Genomic DNA, 16,882 nt, shown 5'->3' on the forward strand with positions numbered 1-16,882 from the left:
ATTCCTTAATCTGGTACGCCAGGGGCAAGCAGAGGGTTCACCTGGTCAGGTGACGACTGCGCGTCGATCCTTCGACCAGCGGGTTGACACTGGCGCGATCCGGCTGAGAGAGGACGGAACGGCGACCATCTGCGAGACGGATGGCCGAATGGCCGACCCGACCGCGATTCATGCGACCCGCGTGCCGGTTGGAGCGGCAAGACAGGTCGAGTTTGTCAATTTGATGTGAAGGCTAGGGTGATTGTGCGCCACAATCCGGTGTCCATCAAGGTCAATGGTGGACATTCCGGCCCGTTTTGATGGCGGGTGGACGACCCATCATCATTCCTGTTATGCTGTTCCGTCCCGCAAATCGTCGCATCGGCGGCCCGCGAAGAGGACGGTCAGGGAGGGGGCTCGATGGGCAATGGCTGGATCCTGGCGGCGATTTTCCTGTACGCGGCCCCCCCTTCGGACGCGGCGCGAACCGTCCGCTTCGCGACCTTCAACGCCTCGCTGAACCGGGATCACCCGGGCGACCTGGCCCGCGACCTCGCCACGCCGGGCGATGTCCAGGCCGGCCATGTTGCGGAAATCATCCAGCGGATCCGCCCCGACGTCCTGCTAATCAACGAGTTCGACCACGACCCCGACGGGCGGTCGGCGATGTTGTTCCAGGACAACTATCTGTCGAAGGGCCGCAACGGGGCCGAGCCGATCTCCTACCCGTACCGCTTCACCGCCGGGGTGAACACCGGGGTGGCCTCCGGGGTCGACCTCGACGGCGACGGCGTGGCCGAGGCCCGGGTCGGCTCGCGCGGCTACGGCAACGATGCCCTGGGGTTCGGCCTGTTCCCCGGCCAGTACGGCATGGTGATCTACTCGAAATACCCGATCGACGCGGCGTCGGCGGTGCAGTTCCGCGAGGTCCTGTGGAAGGACATGCCGGGGGCCCTGCTGCCGACCAAGGCCGACGGCTCCCCCTGGTACTCGGCCGAGGCCCTGGCGCGGCTCCGCCTCTCCTCCAAGAGCCACTGGGACGTGCCGATCCGGATCGGGGCCCGGACGGTCCACGTCCTGGCCAGCCACCCCACGCCGCCGTCGTTCGACGGGCCCGAGGATCGCAACGGCCGGCGGAATCACGACGAGATCCGCCTCTGGGCCGATTTCATCTCGGGCGGCGAGAAGGCCCGCTACCTCGGCCCGGCCGCCGCGAAGCCCCCCGAGTCATTCGTCATCATGGGCGACCTGAACGCGGACCCGACCGACGGCGGGAGCGTGCCCGGGGCGATCGGGCAACTCCTCGATCATCCCCGGGTCCACTCCGCATTCGTGCCCACCAGCCCGGGCGGGGCCGAGGCCGCCCGGCTCCAGGGCGGGGTCAACGCCGCCCAGCGCGGGGACCCGGCGCAGGATACCGCCGATTTCGACGACCGGTCGGTCGGCAACCTCCGGGCCGACTACGTCCTGCCGTCGGCCGACCTCCGGCCGGTCGGCGGGGGCATCTTCTGGCCGGTCGCGGCCGACCCGCTGGCACGCCTGGTGCAGATGACCCCCGCCGTCGCCAGCTCGGATCACCGCCTGGTCTATCTGGATCTCGCCATCGAAGGGGTTGAGCCGAAATGACGAGCCGCATCTCCCGAGGATCGACGGGCCTGCTGATGGCCCTGTTCGCGTGCCTCGTGCCCGGGCAAGCCGGCGCGCAGGGCCTCGAATACGTGAAGGCCCACTACACGAAGTTCGAGTATCGCATCCCGATGCGCGACGGGGTGAGGCTGTTCACGGCGGTCTACGTCCCCAAGGACGGCGCGGGGCCCTACCCGATCCTCCTGAACCGGACCCCCTACAGCGTCCGGCCTTATGGCGTGGACCAGTCGAAGTCGGACCTCGGCCCTTCGCCCGCCTTCGGGCGGTCGGGCTACATCTTCGCCTACCAGGACGTCCGGGGGCGGTGGATGTCCGAGGGGGAACACGTCAACGTCCGCCCGATGCGCGGGGTGGGGGGCGAGGGGATCGACGAGGGGACCGACTCGTTCGACACGATCGACTGGCTGGTCAAGAACATCCCGGGCAACAACGGCAAGGTCGGCCAGTCGGGGATCTCCTACCCCGGCTTCTACACGGCGGCCAGCCTGGTGGAGCCCCACCCGGCGCTGGTGGCGGCCTCGCCGCAGGCGCCCGTGACCGACTGGTTCATGGGGGATGATTTCCACCACAACGGGGCGTTCTTCCTGCCCCACGCCTTCAACTTCCTGGCGAACTTCGGCCACCCCCGCCCCGAGCCGACCCGGAAGCCCGGCACCCCGTTCGACCACGGCACCCCGGACGGCTATGACTTCTTCCTCCGGATGGGCCCCCTGCCCGGCGCCGACGCGAAGTACTTCAAGGGGGACGTCGCCTTCTGGCTCGACCTGATGGGCCACGCCACCTACGACTCGTGGTGGAAGGCCCGCAACCTCCGCGCGCACATGAAGGCCATCAAGCCCTCGGTGGCGGTGATGACCGTGGGCGGCTGGTTCGACGCCGAGAACCTGTTCGGCGCCCTGGAGGTCTACAAGAACATCGAGGCGACCAGCCCCACGACCAGCAACACCCTGGTGATGGGCCCCTGGTATCACGGCCAGTGGGGCGGGCGCAGCGACGCCGGCGAGAAGCTGGGCCACGTCCGTTTCGACTCGAAGACGGCCGACTTCTACCGCGATTCGATCGAGTTCCCGTTCTTCGAGCACCACCTCAAGGGGGCCGCCGACCCGAAGCTCCCCGAGGCGTTCGTCTTCCAGACCGGGACCAACCGCTGGCGGAAGCTCGACGCCTGGCCGCCGAAGAACACCGTCGCCAAAACGCTGACCTTCGCCGCCGAGGGGGGCCTCACCTTCGACCCGGCCGACCAGCCCGACGCCGAGGCGGCCGACGAGTTCCTCAGCGACCCGGCGAAGCCGGTCCCGTTCATCGCCGAGACCGCCATCGGCATGACCCGCGAATACATGGTGGATGACCAGCGGTTCGCCGCGCGACGGCCCGACGTCCTGGTCTACCAGACCGCCCCCCTGGAGGCCGACGTCACCCTGGCCGGGCCGATCACCCCCGAGCTGATCGTCTCGACCACCGGGACCGACGCGGACTGGATCGTGAAGCTGATCGACGTCTCCCCGGACGACCTGCCCGACGACCAGCCGCCCGACCCGTCCGGGTTCAAGCGGGCCGGCTTCCAGCAGATGGTCCGGGGCGACGTGATGCGGGGCCGGTTCCGCGAGGGGTTCGAGGACGCCAAGGCGTTCGAGCCCGGCAAGCCGACCGCTGTCAAGTTCACCCTGCCGGACGTCTACCACACCTTCCGCGCCGGGCACCGGATCATGATCCAGGTCCAGAGCAGCTGGTTCCCGCTGGTGGACCGCAACCCGCAGACGTTCGTGAACATCTACCAGGCCGAGCCGGCGGACTTCCGCAAGGCGACCCACCGCGTCTTCCGATCCTCGGCCCGGCCGTCGCGGGTCCAGGTCATGGTCGAGCCGTGAGCGTCGCGACCCGGCTGGTCCGGGTCCCGACCACCGGGATCACCCTGAACGTGGCCGAGGCGGGGCCGGAGGACGGCCCCCTGGCGCTCCTGCTCCACGGCTTCCCCGAGTTCTGGTACGGCTGGCGGAACCAGATCGGCCCTTTGGCCGAGGCCGGCTATCGCGTGGTCGTCCCGGACCAGCGTGGCTACAACCTCAGCGACAAGCCGGCCGGGGTCGCCCCCTACGCCCTGGACACGCTGGTCGACGACGTGCTGGGGCTGATGGACGCCCTGGGGCGCGAGCGGGCGGCGATCGTGGTCGGCCACGACTGGGGGGCCATCGTGGGCTGGTGGGCGATCACCCGGGCGCCCGGGCGGTTCGAGCGCGCCGCGTTCCTCAATGGCCCGCACCCGGCCCTGATCCTCCGCGAGCTGCGCGAGAGCCGGGCCCAGAAGCTCAAGAGCTGGTACGCCTTCGCCATGCAGGTCCCCTGGCTGCCCGAGAAGTTCCTCGGGCGGGACTCGGGCCGGTTCCTGGCCCGGGGCCTGGAGAAGACCAGCCGGCCGGGGACGTTCACGGAGGCCGACCTCGCCTTCTATCGCGACGCCTGGTCGCGGCCCGGCGCCCTGAAGGGGATGATCGCCTGGTATCGCGCCGCGTTCCGCCACAAGCCGAAGATGCCGGACGACCCCCGGATCACGGTCCCGACCCAGATCATCTGGGGCCTCAAGGACGCGTTCATCAACCGCAGCCTGGCCCGCGCCAGCTATGCCCTGTGCAAGACCGGCCGGATCGAATGGATCCCCGAGGCCTCCCACTGGGTCCAGCACGAGGAGCCGGGGCGGGTGAATGGCTGCCTGCTCCGCTTCCTCGCCGATCCGGGCTGATCGGGCCCGGCCGGGCCGAGCCGAGCCTATCCTTCACGACCCAAAAAACTCCTCGTCCCTGGTGAGAAATCGATGACAGCAGAAAAAGTCGGCACCAAGCAAAAAGTCCTGTCCGAACTGGCCAACGCCTTGTTGATCGGGCTGGGCATCGTGTCGGCGAGCATGGGCATCAATGGGTTCTTGCTGTCGAGCCATTTCATCGACGGCGGGGTGACCGGCGTCTCGATGCTTCTGGCCGGTCTGCTCCGCTGGCCGCTGGCGATCCTGATCGCGGTGATCAACCTCCCGTTCGTCGCCCTCGGCTATCGCCAGATCGGCCGCTCGTTCGCGCTCCGAAGTTCGCTGGGCATCCTCGGGTTCGCCGCCTGCCTGGCCGCCACGGCGACGGGATCGCTGCTGCCGTTCCCGGACGTGACGCCCCACGACAAGCTCCTCTCCGCCGTGTTCGGCGGGTTCTTCATCGGCGCCGGGATCGGCCTGGCGATCCGGGGCAATGCGGTCCTGGACGGGACCGAGATCGCCGCGCTGCTGATCAGCCGCAAGAATCAGATACTGCGGGTCGGCGACGTGATCCTCGGGCTGAACGTGGTGATCTTCCTGGTCGCCGGGTTCGTCCTGGGCATCGAGCCCGCCCTGTACTCGATTTTGACCTATGCCGCCGCGTCGAAGACCCTCGAATTCCTGCTCCACGGCATCGAGGAATACACGGCCATCACCATCATCTCGGAGAAGAGCGACGAGATCCGCCGCGCGATCACCGAGGTCCTGGGCCGGGGCGTGACCATCTTCAAGGGGAAGCGCGGGATGTCCGGCGCGGACCAGGACATCCTCTATTGCGTCGTGACCCGGCTGGAAATCGGCAAGGTCCGCAGCTCGGTGCAGAGCATCGACGAGTCGGCGTTCCTGATCGTCCAGGTCCTGGCCGACGCCAAGGGCGGCGTCATCAGGAGGTCGGCAGGCGTCCACTAATCCGGCGCTCGGTTGCGAACACCCCTTGCACGGCCGTCGTATCATTGCGGTGAAGAGCCGACATGACACGACCGAAAAATCCTCCCTCCGCCCTCGCCGGGCGGGGGGCTTGTGCGAGGGAGGGTGTGCGATGGCCGATGTGCGAACGCTTCCCGTCCTGCCCCTGCGCGGGACGGCGATCTTCCCCGGGCTGACCGTGCCGATCGCGGCGGGCCGCCCCGGGACCCTGCGGGCCGTCGAGGCGGCGATGAAGGCCGACGGCCTCGTCTTCGCCGTGGCCCAGCGCGACGTGGCCGAGGAGCCGGCCCCCGAGCAGCTCAATTCCCTGGGCGTGGTCGCCCGGATCGGCCAGGTCCAGCGCGGCCTGGGCGGGCTCCAGCTTTTGCTCCAGGGGGATTCCCGCGCCAATGCCCTCCGGTTCAACCCGGTCGAGGGATACCTGGCCGCCGACGTCGTCGCCATCGAGGAGATGGCCCCGATCAACCCGGATGACCGGGCCTTCGCGGCCCTCCATCGCGAGACCCGCGACCGCGCCATGGAGCTCGGCGAGAAGCGCGGGCTGCCCGAGGAGGTGCTCCATCAGGTGATGGACTCGGTGACCGACCCCGGCCGGTTCGCCGACCTCGTGGCCGGCTACATCGAGCTGCCGGTCGCCGAGAAGCAGGAACTCCTGGAGACGCTCGACGTCGAGACGCGGATGCGCCGGGTGCTGGTCCACGTCCAGCGCCAGATCGGCATGTTCGCGGCCCAGGCCGAGATCCAGTCCCAGGTCCAGACCGAGCTGGGGGAACGCCAGCGCGAGATGTACCTCCGCGAGCAGCTCAAGGCGATCCAGAAGGAGCTGGGCGACGACGACAAGTCCCACGACATCGCCGACCTCCGCGACGCCCTGGCCAAGCTGGAACTCCCCGCGGAGGCCCGCAAGGAGGTCGACCGCGAACTCAACCGCCTGGAGCGGTCGGGGCGGGAGTCGGTCGAGGGGCAGGTGATCCGCACCTACCTGGAATGGATCGCCGAACTCCCCTGGAACACCCGGTCCGACGATGACCTCGACCTGGCCCGCGCCACCAAAGTCCTCGACGAGGACCACCACGGCCTCCAGGACGTGAAGGACCGCGTGCTCGAATTCCTGGCGGTGCGGCAGCTCCGCGCCCGCCGCCTGGCCGCCCAGCCCGAGGGGGCGGACAAGGAGGCCAAGGCCCGCGCCATGGCCAAGGGCCCGATCCTCCTGTTCGTCGGCCCGCCCGGCGTCGGCAAGACGTCGATCGCCAAGTCGATCGCCCGTGCCCTGGACCGCGAGTACGTCCGGGCCGCATTGGGCGGGGTGCGCGACGAGGCCGACATCCGGGGCCACCGCCGCACCTACGTCGGCGCCATGCCCGGCCGGATCGTCCAGGGGCTCAAGCAGGCCGGCACCAAGAACCCGGTCTTCCTGCTCGACGAGGTCGACAAGCTCGGCGCGTCGTTCCAGGGCGACCCGGCCTCGGCCCTGCTGGAAGTCCTCGACCCGGCGCAGAACGACTCGTTCACGGACCACTACCTCAACGTCCCGTTCGACCTGAGCGAGGTCCTGTTCGTCGCCACCGCCAACGTGATCCAGGACATCCCGGCCGCGCTGCTCGACCGGATGGAGGTCGTCGAATTCTCGGGCTACACCGAGAGCGAGAAGGCCGAGATCGCCAAGACCTACCTGATCCCGCGCCAGCTGGCCGACTCGGGCCTGACCACCGAGGATGTGACCTTCGATGACGAGGCCGTGAAGGCGCTCGTCGGGCGGTACACCCGCGAGAGCGGCGTCCGCCAGCTCGAACGCCAGATCGGCGCCGTCACCCGGAAGGTCGCCCGCGAGATCGCGTCCGGCGCCGCGCCGGGCCGGGTCGTGACGCCCGAGGACGTCCGCGCCCTGCTGGGCCGGGCCCGGGTCCACCCCGAGCGGATCGCCGAGGCCAACGAGGTGGGCGTGGCCACCGGGATGTACTACACCCCGGCCGGCGGCGACATCATGTTCGTCGAGGCGGCCCTGCGCCGGCTCAACGGCGAGGCGCCGGCGTCGTCCGACGCGCCGGTGGCGGGCTCCGGCGGCTGGGGCAACCTGTCGCTGATCCTGACCGGCCAGCTCGGCGACGTGATGAAGGAGTCGGCCCGAGCGGCGCTGACCTATGCGGCCACCCACGCCCGGGCCCCCCGGCTCGCGGCGAAGCCCGGCCCGATCGAGGTCCACATCCACGTCCCGGCCGGTGCGGTCCCCAAGGACGGCCCGTCGGCGGGGGCGGCGATGGCCACCGCGATCGTGTCGGCCATGACCGGCCGGCCGGTCCGGCGCGACGTGGCGATGACCGGCGAGGTCACGCTCCGCGGCCGCGTCCTGCCGATCGGCGGCGTGAAGGAGAAGATCCTCGGCGCCCACCGCGCCGGGTGCACCCAGATCCTCGTGCCTCGCGACAACGAGGCCGACCTCGACGACCTGCCGGAAGATGTCCGGGCCGCCTTGCAGATCAACTGCGTGGCGACGCTGGACGAGGTCCTCGACATCGCCCTGCTGCCGTCGCCGGTCGAGCCATTCGCCAACGCACGCGAAGGCCGCTCCTTCGACGACGTGGACCGCACGATCATGGTCGGCTGACCCCCTCGCGGGGTCAGGGTCTTCCCAGTTTTCCGAGCTTCAACGGGGCCGGGGCGCTTTCGGGCGTTCCGGCCCTTTTTCGTCGATCCGGGAGGCCCGATCTCGATCAAAATTAGGGAACCGGCTTATACTTACGCCGCGAGTCCCCTAGAATCGTCATTCGACCTTGCTCCGCCCCCGGCTCGGCCTCGCTGGGTTTTCCCAGATCCCGGCCGGGAATTCGCATGCCAGGGTCGCCGACCGCTCTTCACCCTGATCGACCACGCTCGGTTCGCTCGCCCGCGAGGGGGACGACCCGCCAAGGATGATTTGATGGCCCGGATCTGCCTGATCAACCCCAAGTTCCCCACCTCGTTCTGGGGCCTCAATCACGGACTCCCCATCCTGGGCAAGAAGTCGAACATGCCGGTGCTGGCCCTGCCGGTGCTGGCCGGCCTGACCCCGCCGGGCCATGAACTGCTGCTGATCGACGAGAACATCGAGGAGATCGACTTCGACGAGGTCGAGAAGTGCGACATCGTCGGCATCACCGGCATGACGGTCCAGCGCGACCGGATGCGCGAGATCCTCGAAGAACTCCGGTCGCGCGGCTGCTTCGTCGTGATCGGCGGCCCCTGGATCACCGTCGCCGAGGACTGGTTCGAGGGCCTCGTGGACGTCCTGTTCATCGGCGAGGCCGAGGAGACCTGGCCCCGGTTCCTCGAAGAATGGGCCGACGGCCGCCACGCCGCCCGCTACGAGCAGGCCGACAAGACCGACATGACCAAGGTGCCGATCCCCCGGTACGACCTGGTCAAGTTCAACGAATACGCGATGGGCTGCATCCAGACGTCGCGCGGCTGCCCGTTCCAGTGCGAGTTCTGCGACATCATCGTGATCTTCGGCCGCAAGCCCCGGATCAAGACCGCCGAGATGGTCATCAGCGAGATCCAGGCCCAGCACGACCAGGGCGTGCGGGTGATCTTCCTGGTCGACGACAACTTCATCGGCAACAAGAAGGCGGCCAAGGTCATCCTCCGGGCCATCGTCGCCTGGCAGCACGAGCACGGCTATCCGCTCTCGTTCTTCACCGAGGCGTCGCTCGACCTCGCCGAGGACGACGAGCTGATGCAGCTGATGGCCGAGGCCGGCATGGTCGCCGTCTTCATCGGCATCGAGAGCCCCGACGAGGAGGCCCTGCGCGAGACCAAGAAGTTCCAGAATGTCCGACCGGGGAGCATGATCGACAAGATCCGCAAGGTCCAGGACGCCGGCATGGAGGTCTACGCCGGGATGATCGTCGGCTTCGACAAGGACGACGAGACCGTCTTCGACCGCCAGTACGAGTTCCTCAAGGAAGCCCGCGTGATCGGCGCGATGGCCGGGATGCTCTCGGCGATCCCCAAGACGCCGCTCTACGCCCGCCTGGAGGCCGAGGGCCGGCTGGACAACGCCGCGGCCGACGACCCCAACATCGCCACCAACGTGATCCCGCTCAACATGAGCCGGGAGGTCATGCGCGACGGCTGGCTCGACCTGATGGTCCGGCTCTACGACACCGAACATTACTTCGAACGCTTCGACGCCCTGTTCGTAGAGGGGCGGGTCCCCCTGGCCTCGCGCAAGATGGACTGGCTCCGCCGCCACCGGTTCCTCACCTACGTGAAGATCCAGGCCCTGACGATCCTGGCCGCCCTGGGGATGCTGGCCAAGATCTGGTCCGACCCCCGGACCCGGGCCGACCGGCCGGTTTACGCCAAGTATCTCCGCCGGCTGATCGCCGCGAAGCGGCCGCCGCGCTACCTGTTCCAGTTCGCCTTCAAATGCGTGATGCACACCCACTTCGCCATCATGACCCGGCAGATGGCGCGGGGCGAATCGCGGCTGGTGAATACCTGAGCCGGCCCGCCCCGCGCTTGCGGGGCGCCCCGGGCGGTGGCATGATCGGGCTCAATCCCTGTCCCCCACCCAGGAGGCCGGCCCGGTGAAGCTGGGGATCGTCTCCGACATCCACGAAGCTGTCGAACTGCTCGATGTGGCCCTGGCCGGCTTCCGCCGCGCCGGGGTCGATCGCGTGGTGACGCTGGGCGACCTGTTCGAGACCGGGCCGCGCCTGGAACGCACGGTGGAACTGCTGGAGGCGGCGGGGGCCGTCGGCGTCTACGGCAACCACGATCACGGCCTCTGCGTCGACCCGTCCCCGTTCGCCCTCGAACGCTACAGCCGCCGGGTCTTCGACTACATGGCCACCCTGCTGCCCCGGATGGAGATCGACGGCTTCCTGCTCGCCCACCGCGAGCCCTGGCTCGACTGCCGGGAGATCACCGACATCTGGCACGCCGACGAGAGGCCGCTGACCCCCGACCTGATCGCCCGGAGCTTCGACGCGACGCCGCACCACGCCATCCTGATCGGCCACTTCCACCGCTGGCTGGCCCTGGACCGGCGCGGCCCCCTGCCCTGGGACGGCCGCGAGCCGTTCCGGTTCCGGCCGGAGGCCCCGACGATGATGGTCGTCCATGCCGTGTGCGACGGCTACGCCGCGATCCTCGACACCGGGACCGGCCGGCTCGACCCCCTCGACCTCTACGCCGATGCCGGGTGGGCACGCCCCCAGGGCCGCCCCCTGCCCGTGCTCTGCGACCACTCCGAACCCCGGACCGCCCCATGAGCCACCGCCATCGTTTCGCCCTCGTCGTCGCCCTCGCCCTCGGATCCCCCGCCCGGGCCGCCGAGCCGCACCGGTTCCGCGCCCAGGAGATCGACCCCCGGGTCGGCGACGTCTGCTACGCCGTGGCCGTGGCCGACGTGGACGGCGACGGCAAGCCCGACGTGGTGGCCGTGGCCGGCGACGCCGTGGTCTGGTATCAGAACCCGACCTGGACGAAGCACGATATCATCCGGGGCATCACCGAGCGCGACAACGTCTGCCTCCAGCCCCACGACATCGACGGCGACGGCCGGGTCGACTTCGCCCTGGGCGCCGCCTGGCGGCCGTCCGACACCAAGGGGGGCGGAACCCTCCAGTGGCTCACCCGCACCGGGGCCCCCGAGGGGACCTGGCGGTCGATCCCGATCCTGTCCGAGCCGACCCTCCACCGGGTCCGCTGGGGCGACGTCCTGGGCACCGGCAAGAAGCAGCTGATCGTCGCCCCGCTCCAGGGCCGGGGAACCAAGGGGCCCGACTGGGGCGCCGGCAACGGCTCGCGGATCATGGCCCTGACCGTCCCCGCCGACCCGTTCAAGGAACCCTGGCCGGTGGAAGTCCTCACGGACAAGCTCCACACGGTCCACAACCTCCAGGTCAAGGACTTCGACGGCGACGGCCGCGACGATCTCCTCCTGGCCGCCTGGGAGGGCGTCTTCGTGCTCCGCAAGGACAAGGACGGGCGATGGAATCCGACCAAATTCGGCGAGGGGGATCAGGAGTCGAAGCCATTCAAGGGCTCCAGCGAGATCAAGCTCGGCAAGCTTCGCGATGGACGCCCTTACGTGGCCACGATCGAGCCCTGGCACGGCTCAACGGTCGTCGTGTATACGCCGGTCACGGGCGTCAGTGCGGGCATTTCGTCTGCGGAACTCAGGCGCATCGATGCGAACTTGTGGCGTCGGCAACCGATCGATGCCCCGATCCAGTGGGGCCATGCCGTGTGGTGCGCCGACTTGGATGGGGATGGCGATGAGGAATTGATCGTCGGCCAGCGTGACAAGAATCCGGAGATCACCACCAATCTGGCTCCCTCGGGAATGTCCTTTGGTCCTGGGCTCCCCCCCAAACTCCGGGGGCCGGGCGTCCTCGTCTATGACCCCGAAGACGGAGTGACCGTTCCCCACTTCAAGAAATACGCGATCGACGACGGCGGCGTGGCCGTGGAGGACCTGGTGGCCGCCGACCTCGACGGCGACGGCCGGCCGGAGATCATCGCGGGGGGCCGGGCCACCCATAACGTCAAGATCTACTGGAACCTGAAGCCGGAGTGAGCCGGCCCGCCTCGCCCCTTACCCCGGGTGGCCGGCCCGACTATAATCGCCCTCGAAACGATGATCGGATCGGACTCCCGGGAGATGGCCGAGCGCATGGGGAAATTCGCCTGGAGCAACCTGCTGACCCGGCCGTTGCGGACGATCCTGGCCCTGATCGGGCTGTCCGTGCCGATCCTGGGCGTCCTCGGCCTGTTCAGCGTCTCGGCCGGCCTGCGGTCCCTGGTCGGCGACACGCTGGAGAAGATCAAGGGGGTCATGGTCCTCCGCGAGAACGTGCCCACGCCGGTCTTCAGCAGCCTGCCCGTCGCGGTCGGGGAGACGATCCGGTCCATGCCCGGCGTCCGCGCCGTGGCCCCGGAGGTCTGGGGCCTGCCGCCGACCATCGAGGACGTGAGCCTGATCCCGCGCAACCCCCTGGAATTCCTCAACCGGACCAGGGAGCAGAAGATCCAGAGTTTCCTGGACGCCACCATCATCCAGGGGCAGGACATCGTCGCCCACCAGGGGCTGAAGAGCGCCGTCTATCCCAACGCCCTGAAGGAAGGGCGGTTCCTCCTGCCCGAGGATGCCGGCTCCCGGAACATCGTCATCAGCCGCAAGATCGCCGCCGAGCACAAGAACCCCGACGGCACGGCGAAGCAGGTCGGCCAGCAACTCAAGATCGGGTCCGAGCCGTATACGATCATCGGCCTCTACGAGACCGGCTCGATGCTGCTCGACCCGGTCATCGTGATGGACATCGGCACGGCGCGGAAGCTCCTGGGCAAGGGGGACGGCGAGGTCTCCAGCTTCTACGTCGAGGGGGACGACCCGGGCCGGATCGACGAACTCGCCCTGAAGATCGAGGAGGCCCTGCCCGAGCCCCGCGTCGACGCCCGGAGCATGTCCGAGTTCGCCGCCAACTTCGGCACGATCATGGGCCAGATCGACACCTTCCTGATGATGACCGTCAGCCTCGCCCTGCTGGTCGGGGTGGTCGGGATCATTAACACCATGCTGATGAGCACCACCGAGCGGTTCGTCGAGTTCGGCGTCCTCCGCACCAACGGCTGGTCGCGGTCCAACGTCCTGGGGCTGGTCACTCTGGAGAGCGCGTACCTGGGGCTTCTGGCCGGGGCGCTCGGCTGCCTGATGGCCCTGGCGATGACCCAGGTGGCCAACCAGTTCCTGTCCGGCGGGCTCCAGCTCCAGTTCACGCCCGGGTTGGTCGCGACCGGGCTCCTACTCTCGGTGGTGATGGGGACGCTGGGCGGGCTCTACCCCGCCTGGAAGGCGTCGCGGCTGGTCCCGATGGATGCGATCCGGCTGGGCTCGCGTTGAACGAGGCGTAGGACAAAGGATCGACATGATTGAAGTCGCGGGCGTCACGAAGTCGTTTCGGAGCGGGGACCGGATGGTCGACGTCCTTCGCGGGGTGTCCTGCCGCATCCCCAAGGGCCGGTTCGCGTTCATCGTCGGCCCCTCGGGGTCGGGCAAGAGCACGCTCCTCTACCTGATGGGCGCCCTGGATCGGCCGACCTCCGGGACGATTACCGTGGAAGGGCGCGACCTCACCGCGATGAGCGAGGCCGAGCAGAACGCCTACCGCCGCGATCGCGTCGGCTTCATCTTCCAGTCGTTCAACCTGATCAGCAACCTCACCGCCGTGCAGAACGTGGTGGTCCCGTTCATGCCGACCGGCGTGACCCGGGAACACCTCGACCGCGCGGCCGACCTGCTCACCACCGTCGGCCTCGGCGATCGACTCGACCACCGGCCGGGGATGCTCTCCGGCGGCGAGCAGCAAAGGGTCGCCATCGCCCGCGCCCTGATCAAGGACCCCGTCGTCGTCCTGGCCGACGAGCCGACCGGCGAGCTGGACTCCCGGACCGGGGACGAGGTCTACCGGATCCTGCACCGGCTCCAGGAGGAGCGGAAGACGACCCTGGTCGTCGTCACCCACGACCGCCGGTTCATCCGGCCCGACGACCTGGTCCTGGAAATCGAGGACGGCCGCGTCAAGTCGGCCTCGGGGTTGGAATCCGAGGGCGACCTGGCCGCGGCCGGGGCTCACTGACCAATCGACGCGGCGATTAATCGCCGGGCTTCTGGTTCTTCTTCCGGGGCTGATCGGGCTTGTCCGGCTTGCGACCCCCCGGGCCGGGCCGCCCCGGGTTCGCCGCCGCGCCAGGCCGGGGACCGGGCGAGGCCTGCACTCCGGGCGGCTGGGGTTGGGGGCGGGGCCGCTGGGGGCCCTGGGCGACGTTCGGGGCGGGCTGCGGCCCGGGCCGGCCCGGCGCGGGTGCCGTCGGCCTCGGCTGCGGGTTCGGGTTGAAGACCTGGGGCCGGTTGGGCCCCGGTGCTCCGCCGGGACGCTGCGTCATCGCCCCAACGCCCTGGGGACGGTTGGGCATCGGGAATCCGCCCGGCCTCGGGGACATCGCGGCGATCCCCTGGGGCCGATTCGGGATCTGCGGGCCGTTCGGCCGGCCGTTCATCGCCGAATCCCCCTTCTTCTGAGGTCGGTCCGGGTTTCCCGGCCTGTTCCCGCCGCCGGGCCGCCCATTGCCCCGCCCCGGACCATCGCCGTCCGGACGGCCGCCGGGCCGAGGCCCCGCCTGAGGCCCGGGCCGGGGCCCAGGCTGGGGCTGCGGTTGGGGAGTCGGCTGCGGTTGCGGCTGAGGGACCGGCTGGGGCTGAGGCTGCGGCTGGGGGGCCGGCTGGGGGCGTGGCTGGCCTCCGGGATTGCGGGGGCCATTCCCGGGTCCATCGCCGGGGCCGCGATTCGGACCCGCTCCGGGGCCTCGGTTGGGGCCGGGCCCGGCTCCGGGACCTCGATTGGGACCATCGCCGGGGCCGGCGCCGGGGCCGCGGTTCGGTCCATCGCCGGGGCCGCGGTTCGGGCCTGGGCCTCGATTGGGGCCGTCACCGGGCCCGCGATTCGGGCCGGGCCCTGCACCGGGGCCACGATTGGGGCCATCGCCAGGACCTCGATTCGGCCCGGGGCCGTCGCCGGGCCCACGGTTGGGCCCGGGCCCTGCTCCCGGGCCGCGATTGGGGCCATCGCCAGGGCCACGGCCCGGTCCGTCGCCCGGTCCACGATTGGGGCCATCGCCGGGCCCACGGTTCGGGCCAGGTCCTGCGCCGGGGCCTCGGTTGGGGCCGTCGCCGGGGCCTCGGTTGGGGCGGTCGCCGGGCCGGCGATCCGGGCCGTCGCCGGGCCCCGGGTTGGGGCGGTTGTTGCCGTTGCCCGCCCCGGCGGGGAAGGCCGGGCGGAAGGCATTGTGCTGCTCCGGCCGGGGAGGGGCCGCGGCGACCGGGTTGGGGCCCTGGGGATTGCGCCCGGGTCGTCCGCCCGCGAAGATCGGCGACCGATTCAGCGGGAGTTGCCGCGGCCGATCCTCGTCGGGCCGGGCGTTGGGCGGGCGGCGGGCCGCCACCTCCTGCGCCTGGCGGGCCTCGCGGAACTTCTGGACCTCCGCCTGGCGGCGGACGAACTCGCTCCGCTGTTGCTGGTCGACCGCGACGAGGCGGCGTCCCGGGTTCGGGCCCTGGTTGAACTGGTTCAGGGGGCGCGCAAAGCCGAGGTCGCGGATATCTTCCCCCCGGGCCCGCCGCTGTTCGAGCCGGGCCCGCTCGGCGATGAACGTCGGGGCCGGGCGGGCGTCGTCGTGGTCGAAGCGATAGCGATACCCCTCGCGGAGCCGGCGATCCCACTCCGGCTCGCGCCGGGCGTTGATGACGGACATCTGCGAATAGATCGGGTCATAACCCGAGCGGTACTGCTGCCGCTCGAACCAGGGGATATAGCCCGCGTTCGGCCCGCGACCGACGCCGTAGTAGTCGCCGAAGTAGTAGTTGCTCTGGTTGGGCCGGACGAACAGGTTGGCCAGCAGCCCGCCGGCGGCCAGGGCCACGAACGGGGTGTAGCTGTAGTTGGGCCGGGCCAGGACGGTCGGGGTGAACGCCACCGGGGCGAAGGTCAGGCCGCGCTGGGCCAGGGGATAATCCCAGTACCCATCCACATACACGTACCCGCTGGGGGTCGGGACGTAGCGGCTCGGCATCCAGATCCATTCCGGCTGGGTCTGGATCCAGTAGCCGGGGCGCCAGACGTACCGATTCTCGGCCCAGGTCCAGGAGCCGGGGATCCAGGCGAAGTTCTCGCCGGGCTGGGGGGTGTTCGGTCCCGCTTCGAGCGACGGCGGGGGGCCGGCCGGCAGGTAGACCAGCTCCTGCTCGCCGGTGGAGGTCCAGAACCCGGAGGTCCACTGGAACCCGTTCTCCGCCTGGACCCAGTAGCCGGGCACCCACTGGCGGCCCGGGGGGATGTCGCGCCAGATGCCGCTGACCCAAATGAAGTCGCTGCGCTCGTCGTCCCAGGCCCAGTAGCCGGGGATCCACTCCACGTCCGCCCCTTCCGGCCGCTGGTCGGGGGGTTGCTCCTCGACCGGCGCGGGGGGTGCCTTGGGGACGATCGGATTCATCACCGGGTTGTAGGCCACGGACTCGGCGAACGCCTCGTGGATCGGACCTCGGGTGAGGACCTGCACGTTCGGGTCGCCCTGGACGTCCGGCGGCGGCGCCTGCTGATCGAACGGGACCGGCATCGGCGGGGCATCCAGCCCCTGGGCCATCGCCGAGGGGGCGGCCAGGGATATCATCCCCGTCGCGAGCCAACCGAGGACCCGCCGACGCCTGCGCGGACGGCGTCCCGACACGGGGATCTCCCACAACATGATCGTCACCCCTTCCCAGGACCCGCGGTGCTCCGGCGTTCGAGATGCAGCTCGATGAATTGATTACGAGTGCAAATCGGATACCCGCGAGTGGTTGTCGGGATTTCCCCTCTCATCGGCCCGCCGAAAGCGGGGGGCGGAGCCATCATCACGCGGATTCGGGCCGTCTATCGGGGCGATCCGGGTGGGGAGACGTTGCGTTAACGAAACAGGCCGCCATCCCGGTGGGGATGGCGGCCTGCGGTG

11 protein-coding genes are annotated in these 16,882 nt (G+C 69.8%); 10 read left to right on the forward strand and 1 reads right to left on the reverse strand.

Annotation, left to right across the window (positions count from 1 at the left end; all coding sequences use genetic code 11):
• The first annotated feature begins 399 nt into the window (after positions 1-399).
• The 10 genes from TA3x_RS26330 (at position 400) to TA3x_RS26375 (ending at position 13,974) form a co-directional block, all read left to right on the forward strand.
• Entirely contained in the window at positions 400-1,605 is a 1,206-nt protein-coding gene (locus TA3x_RS26330; protein ID WP_435017649.1) for an endonuclease/exonuclease/phosphatase family protein, read from the forward strand.
• Positions 1,602-3,494 (forward strand): CocE/NonD family hydrolase, encoded by a 1,893-nt coding sequence (locus TA3x_RS26335; protein ID WP_435017650.1) that lies wholly within the window; start codon positions 1,602-1,604, stop codon positions 3,492-3,494. The genes TA3x_RS26330 and TA3x_RS26335 overlap by 4 nt, the downstream gene beginning before the upstream one ends.
• Complete coding sequence (locus TA3x_RS26340; RefSeq protein WP_435017651.1) at positions 3,491-4,363, forward strand: alpha/beta fold hydrolase; 873 nt, start codon at positions 3,491-3,493, stop codon at positions 4,361-4,363. The genes TA3x_RS26335 and TA3x_RS26340 overlap by 4 nt, the downstream gene beginning before the upstream one ends.
• A gap of 72 nt (positions 4,364-4,435) precedes the next feature.
• Positions 4,436-5,332 (forward strand): YitT family protein, encoded by an 897-nt coding sequence (locus TA3x_RS26345; protein ID WP_435017652.1) that lies wholly within the window; start codon positions 4,436-4,438, stop codon positions 5,330-5,332.
• A 130-nt stretch (positions 5,333-5,462) separates the two neighbouring features.
• A complete protein-coding gene (lon, locus tag TA3x_RS26350; RefSeq protein ID WP_435017653.1) occupies positions 5,463-7,955 on the forward strand; it encodes an endopeptidase La in 2,493 nt (830 codons plus the stop codon).
• A gap of 312 nt (positions 7,956-8,267) precedes the next feature.
• Positions 8,268-9,833 (forward strand): B12-binding domain-containing radical SAM protein, encoded by a 1,566-nt coding sequence (locus TA3x_RS26355; RefSeq protein WP_435017654.1) that lies wholly within the window; start codon positions 8,268-8,270, stop codon positions 9,831-9,833.
• Between the two features lie 85 nt (positions 9,834-9,918).
• Positions 9,919-10,605: a metallophosphoesterase family protein gene (locus tag TA3x_RS26360; RefSeq protein WP_435017655.1), complete on the forward strand. Its 687-nt coding sequence runs from the start codon at positions 9,919-9,921 to the stop codon at positions 10,603-10,605.
• Positions 10,602-11,915: an FG-GAP repeat domain-containing protein gene (locus tag TA3x_RS26365; RefSeq protein ID WP_435017656.1), complete on the forward strand. Its 1,314-nt coding sequence runs from the start codon at positions 10,602-10,604 to the stop codon at positions 11,913-11,915. Before TA3x_RS26360 ends, TA3x_RS26365 begins: the two co-directional genes overlap by 4 nt.
• Positions 11,916-11,999: 84 nt before the next feature.
• The gene (locus tag TA3x_RS26370) at positions 12,000-13,238 is read left to right on the forward strand and encodes an ABC transporter permease (RefSeq protein ID WP_435017657.1); all 1,239 of its coding nucleotides are present in this window, start codon (positions 12,000-12,002) and stop codon (positions 13,236-13,238) included.
• 25 nt (positions 13,239-13,263) lie between these two features.
• Positions 13,264-13,974, forward strand: coding sequence for an ABC transporter ATP-binding protein (locus TA3x_RS26375; RefSeq protein ID WP_435017658.1), 711 nt, complete (start codon positions 13,264-13,266; stop codon positions 13,972-13,974).
• Between the two features lie 16 nt (positions 13,975-13,990).
• Here the strand turns inward: TA3x_RS26375 and TA3x_RS26380 are convergent, their stop codons facing one another.
• The gene (locus TA3x_RS26380; RefSeq protein WP_435017659.1) at positions 13,991-16,561 is read right to left on the reverse strand and encodes a hypothetical protein; all 2,571 of its coding nucleotides are present in this window, start codon (positions 16,559-16,561) and stop codon (positions 13,991-13,993) included.
• Positions 16,562-16,882: the final 321 nt, after the last annotated feature.

It is taken from the genome of Tundrisphaera macrotermitis, assembly GCF_051175315.1.
In the GTDB taxonomy this organism is placed as follows: domain Bacteria; phylum Planctomycetota; class Planctomycetia; order Isosphaerales; family Isosphaeraceae; genus Tundrisphaera.